Raw genomic sequence first — 20491 nt, forward strand, 5'->3', positions numbered from 1 at the left:
CGGTCGGTTGGAATTGAACACGGATCTCACTGGCACACAACCAATCGTTGGCCCATCAACGCGATCTGGGCGGTTCTGGGCAAGGTGAGCGGACTACCGGAACACTTCGCGTCGGACGTGGTCGCGTGGGTTGCACCGGCCAATGCGTCGAGGACCGGCTTCAGCAGAACTGCTCCATTGAGAAGTCGTTCTGAATCACCCGGCTCACGCAGCAATCGTTGGTAGATCACCGCGTAGCTGTCGTCGTACGTCGACTCGAACTGCTCACCGATCTTCACGGTGTTGGCAAGTGACCGATTGACCTCGCGGAGCGATGCACGGAGCCGATCACTGACACGGCTGAAGGCGTCCACAATCGATCCCAGTTTGTCGACGAGTTCTACCAACTGCGCCGATCGTCCCCGCAGCTGATCGGAAACCCGGCCAAGGCTGGTCACGATATTGGTGATGATCTCAGATCGCTGGTTGCCGTACGCGGTGATGTTCTCGACCTGTTTGAGAACCGGAGATAACCCACTACCGTCGCCTTGCGCGACTCGAAGCAGATTGGCCTGCAACTCATTGATCTCGTTGGCGTTAAGCGTGTCAAAGACGGGTTTGAATCCGTTGAACAGTGTCGACACGTCAAACGATGGAATGGTTTTGTCGAGGGCCACCTGAGTGAGCGACCCTTGTGTGTCGTTCTGCTGCGCACCGATGAGCTCGACATATCGCTGGCCCAAGAGGTTCTGGTACCGCACCGCAGCACTCGTCTTGTCAGTGATGGTGATGTCTTTGTTCAGCTGGAATCGCACAACGGCAGTGGCGCCCTTAAGATCGACCGCCGTCACATATCCGACCTTGACGCCGGCCAAGCGCACCCCGTCGCGGGGCTTGAGGCCCGACGCATCGCTGAATACAGCGGAATGTTCCGAACTCCCATCCTGCGAAGCCGGCTCCAGAATGGCGACGATCACATAGGTCAGTAGCCCGATCACCACAAAAAAACTCAGGATTTTTATAATCGTGGGAATCAACGACTTGAGAGTCATTTGACAGCCCTTCCCGCCGCCAGCGCGCTCTGCAAAGCAGGCGACGTGCGAATAATCAGCGCGACGTGCAGCTGCACTTTGTTGTCGACACGCGGCGTTGCCTTGTCGATTCCGTCAAGGATCTGCGGGACCGAGTCCATGGTCCGAACCAGACCCGACGCAGAACGTGCCACAGGAAGTGCGAGATCAAGCCCTACGTCCAATAGTGAGCTGAGTGCCGCGTAATTCTTCGTCAACAGGCCGCCGAGTCCGCCGAACAGCACCTCGCCGGTATCCTTCAGATTGCTCTTCGCGATGTCGATGCCGCGCTGATTGCCGAAGAAGTCAGCAATGTCTACGTTGAGATATATGCCCGGGATAAATGGCTTCATGAAATCCGCAATGCCTTGAGACAAATCAGCAGCAATCGCAAGGTCTTTACCGACGGGTCGTTTCTGTACATCGCGGGTGAGCTGTGCGATCTGGAACGCCAACTTACCGGTGTCGGCGAATGTCTGAGAGTCATCGACGATGAACTTCGTCACCGCTTTGAACGACGGTTGATCGAGAACTTGGACCAGGTTTGAGATCTTGCGGATCAGGGTCGACACCGAGGTCTGCTCGGTCTGCGCCCGCGAGACGCTGACCACCCCTCCGTCTCGGACCCGCGCTCCGTCGCCCAGGTCGACGATCTCGAGAGCAGTCGGTCCCAAAGCATTCGCGGAGGTGTAATTTACCGACAAACCCTGCTTCGGATTTATGGCGCCGTTTCCCCCGGTGAATTCGATCTTCACGGCCGTGCCGCGGGTGCCGACTTTGACACTCGACACTCGCCCCACGGTCAGGCCCCGATACTTGACCTCCGAACCGCCCTTCAACCCATCGCCGATCACATCGGTGTTCAAGGTGAAAGTCTTGTCCGCGTTGACTTTCGTCGTGGTGTCGACGAGGAAGTAACCCGCAATGATCACCACCACCAGCACAGCCACGCCACGTACGATCTGGCTCTTGCGCGACGGCGCACGCCCGGATAGATCTTTGAAGACAGCCATCTGAACCCCCTACCCTGAGATCCGGACGCCTGAATCAAAGCCCCACATCAACAGTGTCAGCACCATGTCCTCGACGACGATGATTATGAGGCTGCTCCGAATCGCTCGGCCTGAGGCACGACCCACTCCTTCCGCTCCACCGGTGGCGTAATAACCCTGGTAGCTGTGCACGATGACCACGGAAACGACGAACACCAGGACCTTGATCATTGAAAACAATAGATCGCGTGGCACAAGGAATTCGTTGAAATAGAAATCGTAGGTGCCGCCCGATTGTCCGTGTCCGATGGTGACGACCAGTTTGGCGGCAAAATACCCGAGAATGAGGGTGACAATGTAGAGCGGGATAACTGTGGTCACCGCCGCAACCACTCGCGTGCTCACCACAAAAGGAATCGGACGCACGGCCATCGATTCCAGGGCGTCGATCTCCTCAGCAATACGCATCGACCCGATCTCTGCGGTCAAGCGGCAACCCGCTTGAGCCGCGAATCCGATCGCCGCGATAATCGGGGCGAGTTCGCGTGTGTTTGCGTACGACGACAAGAATCCGGTCAATGAACTCATCCCGACCAGGTCAAGTGACGCATAGCCCTGGATGCCGATGGACGCGCCGACGGCAATACCGAGTATGGCGAGAACGATCGCCGTGCCGCCGCCGACTAAGACCGCTCCACGGCCCCAAGCGAACTCTTGTATGTAGAGCAACGTCTGACGCCGATATGTGGTCGCCACGTGTCGGAGTCCCATGACCGTTTCGATGACAAAGGTGAAGACATGGCCCACCTGCTCGGCAATTCCGGTGGTTGCATTCGCTACGCCGGCGAGTGTTCGGATGCCAGGTCTAGTTTGAAGAGAAGGCACAGCTAGGTTCATGTTGGTCTGCTATCCGATGGTCTGGGGTACAAACATGGTCGTGAGCTGCGTGATCAGCACATTGATGATGAAGCAAGACACGACACCCAGAACGACCGTCGCGTTGACCGACTGTGCGACTCCCGCCGGTCCACCTTTTGTCGAAAGTCCGCGTTGGCATGCGATCGCGACGACGACGAGACCGAACACGAGCGACTTGATCAGAGCAACCACGATGTCTGTCACAGACGCGAAGGACGCAAAGGAAGCGGTGTAGCTGCCAGGGGTGATTCCCTGAACGTTCACGCTGATGATGTAGCCCGCCAGGAGCCCCGTGAACACGATCAACATGCAGAGCATCGGCGCTGTGACGAGGACTGAGACAACGCGTGGCGCAACGACTCGGCGTGTCGGATTCAAGCCCAGGGTTTCCATGGCGTCGATCTCTTCTCGGATCGTCCGCGCGCCGAGGTCGGCTGCGATGGCCGATCCCGCCGCACCCCCGAGCAGGAGCGCCGTCACGATCGGCGCTCCCTGCTGAATGATTCCGAGTCCGCCGGCTGCTCCGGCGATAGATGTCGCGCCCACTTGCTGGGTCAGGCTCCCGACCTGCACCGAAACGATGACGCCGAACGGTATAGCCACCAAAATCGCCGGCAGAGTGGTCACGGTGATCACAAACCAGGTTTGCGTGATGAATTCCCGGAACGGAAAGCGGCCGGTGACGATGTCGCGGACAGTCCATCTCAGCGCCCCGCCCGCCATCGTGGCTGTACTCCCAAAGGTCGCCAGGCTGTCTGCTGTTCGACCCACTATTCGACTGGTAATTGATTGCTCCTGACAACACAGATCCGTATCTCATCGCGAATTCGTTCCTGAGGGTATCAGGTACTTGGAGTACGTTCACCGGTTCAGGAAATTGGCATGTCCTCAGTTATCTGCGCATCCTGTTTTTGCTTCCTGTTGCCGTGAACTGGGCGGATATGGCTTTCGATGACCATATGGTTGAACGGAAGAGGCATTCCGCGCAGTAGATCGTGCGCGGGCTGCGTGCGCTGCGCGGTGCTGACGAGCTCACTGCGGCGGGCGATACGTCTGAGAAGCCCGCTGCCGAGCTGGAGGTGTCGGTCGCCACAGTGCAACTGGCGACGCTCGTATAGCGGTATGTACACCGACGTTGCGAAGGAACTCCACGAGCTCCGCAAGCAAACGACCGGCTCAACAACTCCTCGCCGACGCCGAGCCGAAAAGTATGCGCTGCGCGAGGTGGCGGAGGGCAACTTCAGGGCCGAACCGCCAGGCGCCGCGCTGTGGACATGCTCGTCGAGGGCTTGTGTGTGTCGAAGCGGTTGTCGTGCGGGGCGGTCGCGCTTGCTCCTTCTACCCAAACGAGTGCAACGATCGTCGAGTCCGGCTGATTCTGAGGCCGATCTCCACGAGATACAACGAACGTATGCCCAGGCGAATCCGGTGCATGGCTATCCGAGCGCGGGCATCTGCTGCACGACCAGGCCATGCCGATCAACGAGAGGCAGGTCCACCGTTTGTGGACATAGGAAGGATGGCAGGTACAGACCTACGACGCACGCAACCATCCCGGTCCACGAACCATGTCATCTCAAGATCACCGAGAACCGAGACTCACGGGCGAACTTTCCGTCACTGTGACGGTAGGTCAGCTAGTGAGGGCCCGTGCCTTCGTAAATCAGCTCCCCAACTTCGTATGGCTCCACGTTCGAGCCTCAAATTGAACGAATACAGACTTCCTGGAGCGAGGAGCGCACAATTTTCTCAATAGCGCCGTACCGTTGAGCCAGGTCTCCACATCGCGAAGGAGGGCCTAACCAAGCGTTGCGACCGCGAAACCGGACTGATCGAGCGGGCTAACGACGAGTCACGAGGCCAGGATCTGAAATCGACCGGTCTCGAGAGAAATCGACACCAAGCCGGCGGGAAGCGGCTTCGACTATCCCCCAGGTCGTATCTTGCAGGTGGGCGACGAACAACTCGTCATCTACGCCCTGCTCTGCACCACCGTCTAACCACCACTCTGTCGCCGATAAACCTGAACCAAGGATGGATGCCACCACGATTGGAACAGTCGAAGTGTCGGCATCAATGGTCCGTAGGTGCGTCGCGAACTGGTCGGCCAGAATCTCGACAATCGACCTCAACTCGTCCGCCGCACCGCCATCTCCCGAGACCGAGTACTGAAACATCTTGTGGCTGATCAAAAAGCGCACAACTGCCGGATGCTTCCCGACCAGTCGTACATAGGAACGGATCAAGGAACCGAAAACTTCATCCACGGAGGGCGCACTTCCCGCGTCCTGCAACGTCAGTTCGGCCGATTCCCAGATCATGGTTCCCAGCCTCGAACCCACCGCCCGGTATAAACCCGCTTTGTCGCCGAAGTGGCGGTACAACTTGGGCTTCGAAACTCCGGCCTCCGCTGCTATATCCTCCATGCTGACACCTTGGCCGCACCTGTCGATCGCGCGAACTGCTGCGTCCGAAAGCTCGGCCCTGACCACGAGCCTGTGGTCATCCCAGCGGGTATTTCGTGCATCGAACACACGTTTTTGAACCTGGTGGGGCTTTGCTGAGATCCGGCGAATGACAGACATATCAGTGATGAGATTACCAGCGGTGCCACACAACCACCGAGCCTGGGTCATCCTCGAGGACCTGCATCGCAGGCGTGGGCACCGCCGCTTCAATCACATTGCAATCTGCAGGTCATGCCACATGGCTAGTGGGGTGTGGCTGCGTCCAGTCGGCCGACCGCGTCGTTGAACTCCCGCGGGGCCTCGAGATTGATCATGTGACCGACGTGCTGGATGGTCACCGTCTCATGCAACCAACCACGTTGTTGTAGACGTTCTGCAATTACGATCGAGTGGGCCTGCGGGGTCAGCTTGTCCGCGTCGCCCACGGCAACCGTGGTCGGCACAGTCAGAGCATCCAACCCCGCACCGACATCGATGGTGGCGAGGACGCCCCCCCAGCCGGCCCGCACTGATGGGGGACATTCGAGAACGATCGCGCAGCACTCGGCAACCACATCGACTGGGGCATGCCGCCCCATGGTGCCGTACTTCACGAAGCGCCGGGTGAGTGCGCTGTTGGGCATCTCCGGGCCCGCTACTGCCAGACCTGCACCGAAGGCGCGCTCGAGATGTGCGCGAAGCGACGGACGCGATCCGATCAGCGTTGACTTGCTAACCAGTTCCGACGGACCGGTGCTGGCCAGAACAGCGCCACGCGCGAGCTCAGTTACCGAGTCAGGATGCCCGTCTGCCCACGCCATCACCGACATTCCACCCATACTGTGACCCACCAGGAGCGCTTTGTGAGGCGGCGTCACCACGGCTCGCAGAACGGCCTCGAGGTCGTCGCCGAGCGCGGCTGAGGTGAACGCAGTGCGTCCACGATCGCTCCAGCCATGTCCGCGCTGGTCATAAACCACTACACGATTGGACTTGGCGAAGTGCTCGATCTGTGGGCGCCAGAATCGACCTTGACAAGCCCACCCATGGCTGAAGACCAACAGCGGGGCGTCGGATCCGAGACCGAACTCTTCGACCATCAGCCGCGTCCCATCCGTTGATAGGACCTCCCTGACGCGCCGAGTTTCGGACACTGCAAACTGAATGTCAGAGGGCATCGAAACTCACAGTGACTGCGTCGGTCAGCGGAAGCGCTTGACAGGCAAGGCGTTCGCCGTCCTGAACGTCCTCTTCGACCAGGATATTGTTCTGAACCATGTCGACGTCGCCGTCGACCAACCTGCACACGCACGCGCTACACGCGCCCTCACGGCACGAATACGGCGCGTTGTGCCCCTGTGACAGAAGCACATCGAGAAGCGGCGTGTTCCGCGGCCATTCAACGGTTATGCAGTCGCCGTTCAGGTACACAGTTGCGGTGGCGATGCCCTCATCGTCGCTGAGGCGCCGCAGCGTCGCTGTGTCGAATGGATCGCCGGATAAAGACTGGAAGACCTCGCGATGGACGTTCGCATGGTTCACCCCACACTCGACCGCGGCCCGCTCGACGAGGTCCATGAACGGCGCAGGGCCGCACATGAAAACTTCGGTACCTTTGTGATCACTCAGGATCTCCGTCACCGCCTGTGCCGTCGGGATCCCGCGCTCCGACTCGAGCCAATTCACCATGGAGAACCGCTCAGGGAATTCCGCTGCGATCTGTTCGAGTTGGCCCCCGTACATCACCGATTCGATGTCGCGGTTGGCGTAAAACAACACCACTTCGCCACCACCGGCTATGAGCGCCGATTTCACTAACGAGAGGACTGGCGTGATTCCGCTTCCGCCAGCAAAGAACGCCATGTCCACGTCCAGGTTCTTCGCGGTGAATTGGCCGGACGGCGCTAGAACTGTCATCTCCATACCCACAGTCACGTTGTCGCACAACCAGTTCGACGCGTAACCGTCGCGGGTACGTTTGACACCGATCTCGAGACGGAAATCATCGACATAGGGCGAGCTACTGAGTGAATAGCACCGAGCAACATGACCGGTCTGCTCAGACGGAATTTTCACCGTGACGAACTGGCCCGGTGCGTACTTGAAGTCCTCGACGATTTCGTCCGGGATGTCGAAGGCAATCGTCACCGAATCGATGGTTTCCTGCACGACGTCGGTCACGGTGAGTGCTCGAGATCGCGATCTCGCTACCGGGGGCGCGTCCTGTTCCACCGTCATTTGATGATCCCCCGCCTGCGAGCAACTGCATATCCCACACGTGTCAGAGGTGCTGCGATGTCCTGGTAGCGCGGTCCGACGACGCGCGCGACGAAGTCGAAGGCACGAGCATCAGCGCCGATGAGAACACGTGCACGCTTTTTGTCAACGCCCTTGAGGATTGTCGATGCAGCCTTGTCGGGCGTGCTCCGAGCGATCTTGTCGAACATGGACGCGATGGTCGTGGTGTCGCCCATCTCGGACACACCACGAGCATTGTTGACGATATTCGTCTTGACACCGCCCGGGTGAACGCAGGTCACCACGACCGGGTAGCGGCTGATCTTCATCTCTTGGCGCAGAGCCTCGGTGAACCCTCGAACACCGAACTTGGCAGCGTTGTACGCGCTCTGACTCGGGATCCCGATCAAACCGAAGACACTCGAGGTATTGATCAGATGCCCGTCGCCGGACGCGATCAGATGCGGCAGGAACGACTTCGTGCCGTTGACGACACCGCCGAAGTTGATCCCCATCAGCCAGTCGAAGTCCTCCCAGGACATATCGACGACGTCGGCGCCGAGGGCGACGCCGGCGTTGTTGAAGACCAGGTTGACCTTGCCGAACGACGACTGCATCGCGTCCGCGTAATCCTGAAACGCATTGCGGTCTGCAACATCGAGAACTGAGGTCTCGACCGTGGTGCCGTACTTCGTACGGCAGATATCAGCAGTCTCTTTGAGGTGCATTTCGTCAATATCGGACAGGGCGAGCGAGGCGCCACGTTCGGCCAACTGCACTGCCAACGATCTCCCGATTCCCGAAGCTGCGCCGGTGACAACCGCGACCTTTGATGCGTAATTGCCTGACGTCGAACTAGTCACTTTGTAAACCCACTCTGTCGATGATTGAACAAATGCGCTATCTAGGCGATTTCGTAGTCGGAGGCCTCGAAGTCCTTCGTGGCGCGCCAGTACTGCCAAGTGAAGCCGGGCCACACCGTCCGATTCACGCCGAGTGAATCCAGATACCAGCTTGTGCATCCACCGTTGGTCCACACCCCGTTGGCCAATTTGTGCTGGATGTCGTCGTTGAACTTGCTCTGAACAGTCGGGCGCACGTCAATGCGCTGTGCATCTTTGCTGTCGACCGCATCGATCACCTTCAAGATGTACTTGATCTGCTGTTCGATCATGAAAACGACGGAGTTATGTCCCAATCCGGTGTTCGGCCCGAGAAGGAAGAACAAATTGGGAAAGCCCTCAGTTGTGATACCGAGGTGGGTGTTGATGCCCGTCTCGCGCCAGTGTGACGGCAGATCTTCACCGCGGGCGCCCTTCAGCGCCAGCGAATCGAAGCCATCAGTGACGTGGAAGCCCGTCGCGTAAATGATCACATCGACCGGGTACGAGTTTCCATCAGACGTGACGATGGAATCTTCGGTCACCTTTGCGATCCGGTCGGCGACGACGGTCGTGTTCGGCGCCGCAAGGGCCGGATAGTAGTCGTTCGAGCCAAGGATCCTCTTGCACCCGATGCGGTAGGAGGGGGTCAGCTTCTCGCGGAGAACCGGATCACTAATAGAACGCTTGATGTTCCATTTCGCAACCTTCTCGATCGGACGCATGAGGTTGGAGTGCCCGTTCAGTCCGAAAGCCAGGCTCTCGGCGCCCCAGTACACCGACCAGCGTGCGAGCCGACGCGTGAGGGGGACCTTGTTGAGAACCGTGCGAACGGCGGCGGGAACCGCGAAGTTCCTGCGCGGCAGCACCCATGCCGGAGAACGCTGGAAAACTGTCAGCTCGCCGGCCTCCTTCTGCACGAAAGGCAAGAATTGAATCGCACTGGCACCGGTACCCAGGACAGCAACACGCTTGCCTGCGAGCTCTACCGAATGGTCCCATTGCGCGGAGTGAAACGCCTGGCCCGTGAACTTCTCGATACCGGCGAGGTCAGGAAAGTTGGGGATGTGCAACGCACCGACACCGGACACCACGTATTGCGCGATGTACTCCCGACCCGCCTCGGTCCGCACGTGCCACCGGGACTCGGGCTCGCTCCAGTACCCAGAAATCAGCTTCTGGCCGAAGTGGATTTTCTGCGTGACGCCGCGCTTATCAGAGATGTCCTGGAGGTACTGCTCGATCTCTGGTTGCGACGACCACACTTTTGACCAGCCGCCGCGAGTCTCGAAGGAGTAGGAGTACATCAAGGAAGGGACATCGCACGCGCAACCTGGGTAGGTGTTGTCGCGCCAGGTCCCACCCACGGAGTCTGCCTTTTCCAGAACGAGGAAATCGTTGATTCCTTTGCGGCGCAACTGGACGGCCATCCCAAGTCCCGAGAACCCGCTACCAACTATAAGGACCTTGGTCGTGATTGGATCGTTGGATTTCGGCGACTTGGCAGAGCGCGGCGCGCGCTTCGTGGTGGATGATGTCATTGATTGATACTCCTCAATTAACGAGTGTTCGCGATGCATATGAGTCAGGGAGGTGCAGGCGTGATGCTTGGCCTATGCGTTGATCCGTTGGATCAACGATCAGTCACCGAAGGTCGTCGGGAAGGCTGCGGGTCGCGCGCCACATCGCCATGGTGAACTTGCCCTCGATCATGCCGGCCTCGTGGAAGAACCGGATCATGGGCTCTGACATGAACTGAATGTTGACGCGGTAGTGCGGGCTGGTCTGCTGTGCGAACACGCCACGCAGACGGCCGATGCCAACGGCCGGGTACACCTTGGGGTTGATCAGCAGCGGGTATGCGAGATTGGCGATTACTGCGAGCACTCCGCGGTGCCACGCTCGGGAGATCTTGCCGCGACGCTGCATTCCTTCGACCATGTCCAGCCGCGCGAACGTGATGTGCCGAGCCTCCTCGAGCACATGGATCTTCATCAGCTGACGCAGCTGCGGCTGCATCTCGGGGTCACTCATCGCCTCACGCTGAGCGCGATCGAGGATCTCCTCGATCAGCAGAGTCGCACCAGAGACCGAGGGACCTAGCGGGACGAAATGAAGAATCTTGGCGAAGCTGAGGAAACCCGTGGGCAAACGGTAGGGCTCGATGCCCATTTTGTTGATCAGACGGGCGAACATGATCGAGTGACGCGATTCATCACCGACCTCTGTTAGCGAGTACAACGAACGCTCGTCGGTGATCGCCCCCTTGGCGGTGGTCCGTAGGAGAGCTGAGCTCAGCAAGTTCTCGGCGTAGATTCCGAAGCTCAGAATGCTTGCGATCTCGTGCCGGCCCAGCTCGAACTTCTGCTCGTCGGTCATCTTGTTCCACAGCTTCGAACCGTAGAGCGACACCCTGTGTTCAGGCAGGAAACGCTTGCCGTCTTCCCACGGCGAATCCCAATCGATGTCAATCTCGGCATCGTAGGATTTCTCGGCTGACGAGCGCAGCAAGCGACCGGCCGAGCGCTGCATGTCAACAGGCTTACGCGTATTGACTCGCGCTAGTCCCTCGGTGGAAAAGTTCGGCTTGATTTCGGCATCTTGAACGGTCATCTGCGCTCCATGTGTTCGTGGTTTCGGGATCCGCTGCTCGAGTATCTGTTACCAGTAGTACCCGGTACTGATAGTATTCTCAACAAGTTCCAACTTGTCAACGGCGATGCACGAAGGTGAGACCCAAATGTCAGACGACCACGATCTCGACTACTCCGGCGAAGCGGTGCTGGCATGCCGAGGGAAAGAGATCCCTGTTGATCTCAAGATCAAGGGCTATTTTCAGCCGCTCAACGGCCTGTACACCTGGTACGGCCGGATAACCAAGAACGCCGAGCTCGATGCCCTGCTGGAGGGCAAGCGAACGGTGGCGGTGGTCTCGACGCCCGAGGGACGCGCCGAATGCGTCGTCGGAGACGTCGATTTCTGGGGCCGCTACCGGCTGAGCGGCAAGAGCCGCCCGCCGTACCACGTACCGAGCACTCTCGAAGAGGTGGAAGCAATCGCCGAGAGCGAACACCACAGCTGATCTGACTGCAGACGGTCGTTTCGGGGTAACTGCAAACTCTCCTCAATTGGCCCGTCGCAGTTCACTGGACTTTTGCATGACCAATTGTTCGAGAGGAAACAAGACACGTGCCTAGCGCGTCGACCGTGGACAACGGTCCGTCACCGAAACCATCGTCGAAGAAGTCGGCTGGGAGCGGCGAGTACAGCGCTCTGCTGGAGAAGTTGGCCTGGCTAGTCTTGCGGCGTAAGGGTGTCGTGGCATTGGTGTGGATCATCATCGCCGGTGGGCTTGCTCTGCTGTTTCCTCAGCTCGAGTCGGTGATCAGAGACCAGTCCGTGGACCCGATCCCGGCCAGCGTCCCGTCGTTCCAGACGCTCGACCGGATGGGAACTGCGTTCAACGAGCGCGGCGCGAAGACCACCGTGTTCGTGGCCATGGAAAACAAGGGTGGACTGGACGCGGAAACGCGGGTCAAGTACGGCGAGATGGTGAAAGCGCTGAATGCCGATCGCGAGCACGTCATCGCTGTACGTGACCTCCTCGGTGATCGGCTCACCGAGAGTCAGGCGCTGAGCAGCGACAAGAAGGCGTGGTACTTGCCGGTTTCGCTGCAGGGAACGCTGGGTGGTCCGAAGGCCGCAGACTCCGTGGATTCGGTTCGCGAAGTCGCGGACCGAACCTTCGACGGTTCCGGAACCACTGTGCGGATCACTGGCCCGCCGGCAACCTTCAGCGATCAAATCAAGGTGGGCGAATCGGATCTACTCGTGATCACCCTCGCCACCGTATTCATGATCGCCGCGATTCTCTTTATCGTCTATCGATCGTTGTTCACCGCCGTGATGCCGCTGCTTGTGGTGGTGATGAGCCTCGCGGTAGGTCGGGGCGTCCTGTCCGGACTTGGTGAGATTGGTATGCCCGTATCCCAGTTCACCTCGATGTTCATGACGGTGATCATCTTCGGTGCAGGAGTGGACTACTCCGTGTTCCTGATAAGCAGATATCACGAGGCCATCCGCTCCGGCAGCACGCCAGATGTCGCGATTGCGCAGGCCAACGGGACCATCGGACGCGTGGTTTTGGCGTCGGCAGCGACTGTCGCCTTGGCGTTTCTGTCGATGGCGTTCGCGAAACTGAGCGTGTTCAGAACGCTGGGACCAGCGTGCGCAATCGCGATCTTAATCGGCTTCCTGGCAACAGTCACGTTGCTGCCTGCAGTGCTGTCATTTGCCGCGAAACATGGTGCGGGGCTGCCTCGCAGAGACTTGACGCGGCGATACTGGCATCGCGTGGGGACCTTCGTCGTCAGGCGGCCGGTGCAACTCCTCGCCGTCAGTATCGTGGCGCTGATCGGCCTCAGTCTCATCGCAACCACTATGACGATCACGTACGACGATCGAGAGGGTCAACCCGCCTCCACGGAGAGTAACGAGGGTTACGCCCTTCTCAACCGACACTTTCCCAAAGACACCATAATCTCCGAATTCCTGATCGTGGAGTCCAAGAAGGACATGCGCACCGCTCAAGGTCTCGCCGATCTCGATCAGATGGCCTCGCGAGTCGCACAAACACCAGGAGTCACACGGGTCATCGGCGTTACACGTCCGACCGGCGAGAAACTTCAGCAGGCCCAGTTGTCATGGCAGAACGATCAGATCGGCAACAAGATCACCGAGCAAACCGGAGGCGCACAAGCGCGCAAAGGTGACCTCGAACTCCTGAAGACGGGGTCCTCGCAGCTCGCAGGTGGCCTCGCACTTCTGAGTGACCAGATCACCACCAATCTCGCGCCACTGGGAGGTCTGCTCGGTCAGGCCTCCGCCGCGGGCGGTCAACTCAGTCAGTACCGGCCGTTGGTGGACGAGCTCGCAAGCGCCGCACCAGCTCTCGACCAGTTCTCGCAACAGGCGCCACAGCTGGCGAGACTGGCTCGGCAGGCGCAGTCGGCAGCCAACACCGTCGCTCCCGCATTGGACGCGCTCGACGCACCGTGGTGCCGGCAGATTCCCCAGTGTTCTGCCTTGCGGACCCAGACAGCCGACATTCGCTCACTTGCCGAGAACCAGTCGCTCACTCGATTCGCGGACTTCGCCACGAACCTCGGCGGGATCCGCGCGCCGGGCGCCGCGGATGTCGCACAGCTGCGGGACTCATTGAATGTCCTCGACTCCGCCTTACAGACCATCAACGGCCAAGACCTCACCAGCCGGCTGTCCCAGCTCGAGACAGGAGTCGGCGCACTGGCCGACGGCGCCCGTCGATTGTCGGGTGGTGTGGCCGCTTTGGTGGACAGCAATGTGCAGTTGCTCGCAGGACTGTCGCAGGTGGCTGCGCAACTACGAGCGCCCGCCCGTGATATCGGCAACTCGGACTCGGCCACCGGCTTTTACCTTCCTGCCGACGCCTTCAAGGATCAGCAGTTCAGTCAGGTCGCAAAACAGTTCATCTCGCCGGACGGGAAGACTGTACGGTTCGCGGTACAGACTGGTTACGATCCGTACACGGCTGATGCCATTCGCTTGGCGAACACGCTGTCAAAGGTTGCCGAAGGCGCGATGCCAAATACTTCTCTCGAGGGCGCCCGCGCTTCCGTGGCCGGATTCCCGGCCATCAACGCGGATGTCCAGCGTCTGCTTTCTTACGATTTCAAGTTATTGGGAATTGCCACCCTGCTCATCGTGGGGCTGATTCTGATGATTCTGCTGAGAGCTATCGTCGCACCCATCTATCTTCTCGCGACGGTGGTCCTCAATTATCTCGCCGCGCTCGGGATTGGGGTCCTAGTATTTCAAAACTTGCTCGGTGCTTCGATATCGTGGCCGGTTCCGCTGGTTTCGTTTATCGTTCTTGTGGCGGTGGGCGCGGACTACAACATGTTGCTGGTGTCGCGGCTACGCGAGGAGACTACGGACAGTGTTCGGCTCGGCGTGCTGCGGACCGTCGCCCACACTGGGTCCGTGATCACCTCAGCGGGATTGATTTTCGCTGCTAGCATGTTCGGGTTGGCCTTCGGGTCTATTGACGTCATGGTCCAGATCGGTGTAATTGTCGCGGCCGGACTTTTGATGGACACGTTCGTGGTTCGAACACTGGTTGTCCCTGCACTGGCAGTTCTGCTGGGCAAGGCGAGCTGGTGGCCGGGAAATATTGAGAGGCAGCACCACGAGCGCAGATTGATTAGACGGAAATGGGAAGTCCCAGTCGAAGAATTTATACTCTCGCGAGACCAGTGAGGTTTTCTCACCTGAGGTCTGAGGTTAGTGCGATTTGAGTATCCGATGTCTCATGAGGGGCCCTGTTGGATCCGTTTCGACAAGGAAAGCCGTTCTGCCGCGAGAGGTCCCCACGTCATCACCTAGCCTGCCGGCTGCGAGGTACCGGAGAAGGACCTTGGGTATCGGGTTCCAGCCGTCGAGGACGAACTCCACCGGTCGGCACGGAAACGCCACGGACAGACGCTTTGGTACGCGTGCCGCTCGGTGATGCCAAACCACATGTCGGCGCCGGTCAGATGGAACGTGCCTCTTTGAGCTGTATTCACAACCATCTGACTCCAGCGACCATAGCCGACTCCGTCGGCATCGACCAGAGTTGATTCGAGTTCTTACACCGAAAACGCATCATCAGGAGTTGGCTATGGGTGTTGTCACCTTTGTTTCCCACGACGGCGAGAAAGACGAGGCGCCGATCGAGGAAGGCGTGTCCCTGATGAAGATCGCAACCAACAACGCGGTGCCCGGTATCGATGGTGACTGTGGCGGTGAAGCCGCGTGCGGGACCTGCCATGTGATCGTCGATCCGCAGTGGTCTGCGACGGTCGGGGGGTCGGGCGCCGTCGAGGAAGAGATGCTCGCGATGAACCCCGAGCGTCGACCGACCTCCCGGTTGTCCTGCCAGATGCTCGTGTCCGCGGCGTGGGACGGCTTGATCGTCCAGACGCCTGAATTTCAGATGTGACCCACGAGAGTGACGGATAAGACGCAATGAAGGTTTCTGACGTGATCACTGAGCGGGTTCAGTCCGCCCTCCCGATCGATCTACAAATCCATGGCGCGCACCTGTACGACAGGACCCGGCGGTGGGTGACCGGATCGAACGGGAAGAGGCTGTTCGTCGAAAGTCCCATCCCGCCGGTCGAGGAGGTCGAACTCGCCGATATCGACCTCAGCAACCCGTTCCTTTATCGTCAGGGGCGCTGGCAGTCCTATTACGAGCGCCTCCGCAATGAGGCGCCCGTGCACTACCTGCCCGCCAGCCCGTTCGGTCCGTTCTGGTCGGTCACCCGACATGCCGACATCATGGCCGTCGACAAGAACCATGAGGTGTTCTCCGCCGAACCGCTGATCGTCATCGGGGTCCCGCCGCGCTTTCTGGACATCACCATGTTCATCGCGATGGATCCGCCCCGCCACGACCGGCAGCGGGCCGCCGTCCAAGGCGTGGTCGCGCCGAAGAATCTCCGTGAGATGGAGGCGTTGATTCGATCGCGCGTTCAGGAGGTGCTCGACGACCTCCCGCTGAACGAGCCTTTCGACTGGGTGCAAAACGTTTCGATCGAGTTGACCGCTCGAATGCTTGCCACACTGCTGGACTTCCCGTACGAGCAACGTCACAAGCTCGTTGAGTGGTCCGATCTCGCAACGTCGATGGAGCAGACCAACGGCGGCCCCTCAGACCTCGACGACACGTTCGACGGTATGCGTGAGATGGCCCAAGGTCTCAGCAAGCACTGGCACGACAAGGCGGCCCGGACCGCAGCCGGCGAGGAACCCGGATTCGATCTGATCACCATGATGCAAAGCAACGCCGACACCAAAAACCTCATCGACCGACCGATGGAGTTCCTGGGCAACTTGGCATTGCTGATCGTCGGTGGCAACGACACGACCCGCAACTCGATGAGCGGCGGTGTGCTCGCCTTGAACCGGTTCCCCGACCAGTTCGAGAAGCTGAAGGCAAACCCCGACCTGATTCCCAACATGAACTCAGAGATCATCCGGTGGCAGACACCGGTGGCCTACATGCGCCGCATCGCCACGACCGACACGATGCTTAACGGGCAATTTATCCGCAAGGGCGACAAAGTCGTGATCTGGTACGCCTCGGGCAACCGCGACGAGCGCGTGTTCGATCGTCCGGACGACTTCATCATCGATCGCGCCAACGCCCGCAACCACATCTCATTCGGCTTCGGTGTTCACCGCTGCATGGGCAACCGACTGGCCGAGCTGCAGCTGAAAATCCTCTGGGAAGAGCTGCTTCCTCGGTTCGAGAACATCGAGGTCATCGGCGAACCCGAGTACGTGCAGTCCAACTTTGTCAGAGGGATCAGCAAGATGATGGTTCGCCTCACCGCGAAATCGGACGCATGACACCTCGGCGAGCCGTCGTCATCGGGGCCAGCCATGCCGGAGCACAGCTCGTAGCCAGTCTGCGGCAGGAGGGGTGGGCCGACGAGATCGTCCTCAGCGGGGATGAGTCGGCGCTGCCCTATCAGCGTCCACCGCTCTCGAAGGCTTACCTCGCGGACAAGTGCGTACTGGACGACCTCGCGATCCGAAGCTCGGATTTCTACGTCAAGCAGGGGATCACTCTGCTCGATGCTTCGGTCGTGAGCATCGACCGCGCGGCTGGGCACGTCGTGTCGAAAGACGGCGAGACGATGTCCTACGACAAGCTCGCCATCTGTACGGGCGCCCGGCCTCGTCGGCTCTCCGCCCCGGGAGCCGACCTGGCCGGCGTGTACTACCTGCGTACCGCGGCCGACGTCGCTGAGATCCGCGAGGCCGCGCGCCCCGGGCTGCGCGCGGTGATCGTCGGCGGTGGTTATATCGGACTGGAGACGGCAGCCTCCCTGCGCGCGCTCGGCGTGGAGGTCACCGTCCTCGAGGCGACCGGACGCGTTCTCGAGCGGGTGACCGCCCCTGAGGTCTCTGCGTTCTTCGAACAGATCCACCGGGCGGAAGGCGTCGATATCCGCACGGGTGCGCTGGTCGAAGCCCTCTCCGGGGATGACAGGGTCAGCGAGGTGGTCTTGGCCGGTGGTGAGTCGATTGCCGCCGACCTCGTCATCGTCGGTATCGGCGTGGAACCGAACATCGATCTGGCCGCTGACGCGGGCCTGGTCATCGACAACGGCATAGTCATCGATGATCACGCCCAGACCAGTGACCCGGACATCGTTGCCGCCGGGGACTGTGCCAGCCACGTCATGGCCCGCTACGGCCGGCGTATCCGGCTGGAGTCCGTGTCGAGTGCCCTGGAGCAAGCCAAGGCCGCCGCCGCCGCCATGTGTGGGAAGTCCAAGACAATCACGGCGCTGCCGTGGTTCTGGTCCGATCAATACGATCTCAAGCTCCAGATCGCCGGTCTCAACACCGGTTACGACGAGGTCGTTCTCAGCGGAAGACCCGCCCTGGACCGCGGCTTCACCTGCTACTACCTACGCGGTGGCGAGCTGATTGCGGCGGACTGCATCAATCGTCCCCGCGACTTCATGTTGAGTAAACGGATAATCACGCAGCATCTCCCCGTCGACCGCGCCGAACTGGCACTCGCGGCTGCAACGTGAGGTGACTCGCGCGGCTTCACCCTCTCGAGGAATAACTCGAGCTGTCCAATCGAGACGCGCAGCCATTCGGTGACGTCATGTGACCAGCTCGGGGAATGGCCGCGACGACGACGTTCGCACTGGCCGCCGATTTGGTGTCGGAGCAACTGCGACCTATGGGAAGTGCACGACCACGCCGGATCAAATTCGTAACAACCGAACTGTAAACAGCCCCGCCTGCCACTTACAAAGGACGTCGCATGCCCCACAAGACCCTCATCCAGGATTACCCGCATCAGATCGGGGGACACTGTGGTTCGGGCGCGATGCGAGATCTGCTGCACTGGCACGGCCTGGGGTGGGACGGACCACCTAGCGAAGGGCTGGTATTCGCCCTCGGCGGCGCTCTGGGCTTGTCCTACGTCCGATCGAGCGCCCTCTTCCCACCGCTGTATCTGGTGGGACGAGGCGCCGACTTCGAAATCGACTTGCCCCGCCGGCTCGGTGGGCACGTCGAGGTCCTGACCACCGATGATCCCCAGGAAGGATGGTCGTGGGTTCGCGACGACATCGATTCCGGTCGACCAAGCCTGGTGTGGGGCGACATCGCCGAGCTACCGTATCTGAGGGTCCAGATGCAGATGAGCCGCCACGACATCGTCGTGATCGGCTACGACGAGGACGCGCACGTAGCGTTCGTCGTGGACAACGACCGGGCCGACGTGCAATCGGTTCCCCTCGAATCGCTGGCTCGGGCCAGATCGTCGACGTCATTTCCAGAGCCGACGCGCCATTGCACATATCGCATTACCTGGCCGAGCGAGCTCCCCGCTATCGGTGACATTGCAGCGGCAGCATTCCGACAGTCTGCCGAGAACTTGCGTCAGCCATCAGGGGCGAGCATCGCCGACCTCACCCCCGCGAGCGGTGCCGAGGGCTTGGCAGCCGCCGGAGCGCTGGCCGCCGACATCCACACCTGGACCGGCCTTCCCGACGGCGAAATTGAAATCCTACTGTTCGGCCTCGGCGCGTTCATCGAGAAGGCAGGCACCGGTGGCGGATTATTCCGACGTCTCCTCGCCGAGGGGTGCGCTGAGATCGCAAGACTGACCGGCGACCCGGCCACAGCAGACCTCGCGCGAGTCGCCGACTGCTGTGCGCAGGTCTGGACCGAGACCGCGCGCGCAGGGATCCAACGCGACGTTGATGTGCGAGCCCGCCTGGACGCGGTGATCCTGTCAGTGAATCGATTGCCCGAAGCCGAAGCGGATCTTGCCGAGGCCCTGGAACTTGCTTCCAGCTCATTGGCGACTGCAAACCGCTGACCGCGCTCGACTCATGGAATCAGATCAGGCCGCGCCGTCATGGAAACCGAAACTTCTTCTACAGAAAGCCTCTACACGGCGATACGTTTCATTGCGATACACCCTTGATAGATCCGTCAAGAGAGAATATTGGTGACAAACACACTATGGATGCGAGACTCGAGGAGACCGACACGATGCGACTGATTCTGTGGTGATACTGAATCGACACTTCATAAGACTGGTGTCGCCCGGGATGGAAATCGACTCAGCGATCGATGTCTTGCTGTTTACGTCGGGGCGGAACCCGGCCTCAGTGGGTTCGCCATGACAGAACCACTGGAAACGGGTCGAGAATCCTCCGAGCGTCAGGTTGAGACCGACCTCGCGCTCGTTACGACCTGGTGGCGAAACTTCAAGGAACAGCGAGACACACTCGCGGACGGTGACCCTCTCCCGCCTCACCACCCGTGGTGCCTTGGCTGTGGTCCGGACAATCCCCACGGCCATCATCTACAGGCGCGACGGCGGGGCGACGGCGTCGTGGCGGTGCATGTGTTCGATGGTCGGCACCGAGGTGCTCCGGGCATCGCGCACGGCGGGGCTGTAGGCACCGTGCTCGATGACATGGTGGGAATGCTTCTTTACGTGATCGGGGACATGGCGGTTACACGGAAGCTCGATATCGAGTTTCTCGCGCCAGTTCTCCTGCAAATGCCTTACGAGGTAAGTGCCATCCTGAAAGAGCGCGACGGCCGCAAGCTTCACGTGGCTGCCGAAGTTCGAGCGCAACACACCGGTGACATAGTGGCCTCTGCAGAAGGCGTCTTCATCGTCGTAGATCTCGCGCATTTCATCGCCGCGCTTCGACCCGAAATCCGAGCTCGGGAGAGCGATCTCAGTTCGCGTCGCGCCGTCACATCGTTTGCTATACAACCAGGCGAAAAAAACGATGTCTAACAGCCTTTAATTGCAGCTACTCATAAGTCACCGATTACGGTTGGACTTATTACCACCGCGCCCGGTGGCGTGTTCCCGGCGACCGGAT

The 20491-nt window shown here is 60.0% G+C and carries 17 protein-coding genes; 7 read left to right on the forward strand and 10 right to left on the reverse strand.

The features are described 5' to 3' along the window. Window positions 1-26: 26 nt before the first annotated feature. The 10 genes from JHC79_RS01330 to JHC79_RS01375 form a co-directional block, all read right to left on the reverse strand. A complete protein-coding gene (locus tag JHC79_RS01330) occupies window positions 27-1031 on the reverse strand; it encodes an MlaD family protein (protein ID WP_296388070.1) in 1005 nt (334 codons plus the stop codon). Further along, on the reverse strand, window positions 1028-2062 hold the full coding sequence (locus JHC79_RS01335) for an MlaD family protein (RefSeq protein ID WP_296388071.1): 1035 nt from the start codon (window positions 2060-2062) through the stop codon (window positions 1028-1030). Before JHC79_RS01335 ends, JHC79_RS01330 begins: the two co-directional genes overlap by 4 nt. Before the next feature lie 9 nt (window positions 2063-2071). Beyond that, window positions 2072-2812 (reverse strand): ABC transporter permease, encoded by a 741-nt coding sequence (locus JHC79_RS01340; protein WP_296388131.1) that lies wholly within the window; start codon window positions 2810-2812, stop codon window positions 2072-2074. A gap of 135 nt (window positions 2813-2947) precedes the next feature. Then, the gene (locus JHC79_RS01345) at window positions 2948-3682 is read right to left on the reverse strand and encodes an ABC transporter permease (RefSeq protein ID WP_296388072.1); all 735 of its coding nucleotides are present in this window, start codon (window positions 3680-3682) and stop codon (window positions 2948-2950) included. Between the two features lie 1118 nt (window positions 3683-4800). Continuing rightward, on the reverse strand, window positions 4801-5544 hold the full coding sequence (locus JHC79_RS01350; RefSeq protein ID WP_296388073.1) for a TetR/AcrR family transcriptional regulator: 744 nt from the start codon (window positions 5542-5544) through the stop codon (window positions 4801-4803). Window positions 5545-5669: 125 nt separating this feature from the next. Continuing rightward, window positions 5670-6506, reverse strand: coding sequence for an alpha/beta hydrolase (locus JHC79_RS01355; RefSeq protein ID WP_296388074.1), 837 nt, complete (start codon window positions 6504-6506; stop codon window positions 5670-5672). 67 nt (window positions 6507-6573) lie between these two features. Continuing rightward, window positions 6574-7644 carry a ferredoxin--NADP reductase gene (locus JHC79_RS01360; RefSeq protein ID WP_296388075.1) on the reverse strand — a complete coding sequence of 357 codons (1071 nt, stop codon included), beginning with the start codon at window positions 7642-7644 and terminating at the stop codon, window positions 6574-6576. Continuing rightward, a complete protein-coding gene (locus JHC79_RS01365; protein WP_296388076.1) occupies window positions 7641-8507 on the reverse strand; it encodes an SDR family NAD(P)-dependent oxidoreductase in 867 nt (288 codons plus the stop codon). Before JHC79_RS01365 ends, JHC79_RS01360 begins: the two co-directional genes overlap by 4 nt. A 41-nt stretch (window positions 8508-8548) precedes the next feature. Further along, on the reverse strand, window positions 8549-10066 hold the full coding sequence (locus JHC79_RS01370) for an NAD(P)/FAD-dependent oxidoreductase (protein WP_296388077.1): 1518 nt from the start codon (window positions 10064-10066) through the stop codon (window positions 8549-8551). Between the two features lie 103 nt (window positions 10067-10169). Further along, window positions 10170-11138 (reverse strand): diiron oxygenase, encoded by a 969-nt coding sequence (locus JHC79_RS01375; RefSeq protein ID WP_296388078.1) that lies wholly within the window; start codon window positions 11136-11138, stop codon window positions 10170-10172. A gap of 127 nt (window positions 11139-11265) precedes the next feature. On the opposite strand from JHC79_RS01375, the gene JHC79_RS01380 reads away from it, so the two are divergent. From JHC79_RS01380 to JHC79_RS01410, 7 genes are all read left to right on the forward strand, one after another. Continuing rightward, on the forward strand, window positions 11266-11607 hold the full coding sequence (locus tag JHC79_RS01380; RefSeq protein WP_296388079.1) for a DUF4873 domain-containing protein: 342 nt from the start codon (window positions 11266-11268) through the stop codon (window positions 11605-11607). A gap of 125 nt (window positions 11608-11732) precedes the next feature. Beyond that, complete coding sequence (locus tag JHC79_RS01385) at window positions 11733-14822, forward strand: MMPL family transporter (protein WP_296388080.1); 3090 nt, start codon at window positions 11733-11735, stop codon at window positions 14820-14822. A gap of 403 nt (window positions 14823-15225) precedes the next feature. Further along, window positions 15226-15546 (forward strand): 2Fe-2S iron-sulfur cluster-binding protein, encoded by a 321-nt coding sequence (locus JHC79_RS01390; RefSeq protein WP_296388081.1) that lies wholly within the window; start codon window positions 15226-15228, stop codon window positions 15544-15546. A gap of 26 nt (window positions 15547-15572) precedes the next feature. Further along, on the forward strand, window positions 15573-16961 hold the full coding sequence (locus tag JHC79_RS01395; protein ID WP_296388082.1) for a cytochrome P450: 1389 nt from the start codon (window positions 15573-15575) through the stop codon (window positions 16959-16961). Then, window positions 16958-18160 (forward strand): FAD-dependent oxidoreductase, encoded by a 1203-nt coding sequence (locus JHC79_RS01400; RefSeq protein ID WP_296388083.1) that lies wholly within the window; start codon window positions 16958-16960, stop codon window positions 18158-18160. The genes JHC79_RS01395 and JHC79_RS01400 overlap by 4 nt, the downstream gene beginning before the upstream one ends. A 239-nt stretch (window positions 18161-18399) precedes the next feature. Continuing rightward, window positions 18400-19464 carry a BtrH N-terminal domain-containing protein gene (locus JHC79_RS01405; RefSeq protein ID WP_296388084.1) on the forward strand — a complete coding sequence of 355 codons (1065 nt, stop codon included), beginning with the start codon at window positions 18400-18402 and terminating at the stop codon, window positions 19462-19464. 615 nt (window positions 19465-20079) lie between these two features. Continuing rightward, window positions 20080-20403, forward strand: a complete 324-nt coding sequence (locus JHC79_RS01410) for a PaaI family thioesterase (protein WP_296388132.1) — start codon at window positions 20080-20082, stop codon at window positions 20401-20403. The last annotated feature ends 88 nt before the right edge of the window (window positions 20404-20491 follow it).

Source organism: Williamsia sp. (assembly GCF_016462415.1).
Lineage (GTDB): Bacteria > Actinomycetota > Actinomycetes > Mycobacteriales > Mycobacteriaceae > Williamsia_A.

Coding starts and splice junctions, on each gene's coding strand:
- JHC79_RS01330 (WP_296388070.1), bottom strand. CDS start 1,031: ATGACTCTCAAGTCGTTGATTCCCACGATTATAAAAATCCTGAGTTTT.
- JHC79_RS01335 (WP_296388071.1), bottom strand. CDS start 2,062: ATGGCTGTCTTCAAAGATCTATCCGGGCGTGCGCCGTCGCGCAAGAGC.
- JHC79_RS01340 (WP_296388131.1), bottom strand. CDS start 2,812: ATGGGACTCCGACACGTGGCGACCACATATCGGCGTCAGACGTTGCTC.
- JHC79_RS01345 (WP_296388072.1), bottom strand. CDS start 3,682: ATGGCGGGCGGGGCGCTGAGATGGACTGTCCGCGACATCGTCACCGGC.
- JHC79_RS01350 (WP_296388073.1), bottom strand. CDS start 5,544: ATGTCTGTCATTCGCCGGATCTCAGCAAAGCCCCACCAGGTTCAAAAA.
- JHC79_RS01355 (WP_296388074.1), bottom strand. CDS start 6,506: ATGGTCGAAGAGTTCGGTCTCGGATCCGACGCCCCGCTGTTGGTCTTC.
- JHC79_RS01360 (WP_296388075.1), bottom strand. CDS start 7,644: ATGACGGTGGAACAGGACGCGCCCCCGGTAGCGAGATCGCGATCTCGA.
- JHC79_RS01370 (WP_296388077.1), bottom strand. CDS start 10,066: ATGACATCATCCACCACGAAGCGCGCGCCGCGCTCTGCCAAGTCGCCG.
- JHC79_RS01375 (WP_296388078.1), bottom strand. CDS start 11,138: ATGACCGTTCAAGATGCCGAAATCAAGCCGAACTTTTCCACCGAGGGA.
- JHC79_RS01380 (WP_296388079.1), top strand. CDS start 11,266: ATGTCAGACGACCACGATCTCGACTACTCCGGCGAAGCGGTGCTGGCA.
- JHC79_RS01390 (WP_296388081.1), top strand. CDS start 15,226: ATGGGTGTTGTCACCTTTGTTTCCCACGACGGCGAGAAAGACGAGGCG.
- JHC79_RS01395 (WP_296388082.1), top strand. CDS start 15,573: ATGAAGGTTTCTGACGTGATCACTGAGCGGGTTCAGTCCGCCCTCCCG.
- JHC79_RS01400 (WP_296388083.1), top strand. CDS start 16,958: ATGACACCTCGGCGAGCCGTCGTCATCGGGGCCAGCCATGCCGGAGCA.
- JHC79_RS01405 (WP_296388084.1), top strand. CDS start 18,400: ATGCCCCACAAGACCCTCATCCAGGATTACCCGCATCAGATCGGGGGA.
- JHC79_RS01410 (WP_296388132.1), top strand. CDS start 20,080: ATGCTTCTTTACGTGATCGGGGACATGGCGGTTACACGGAAGCTCGAT.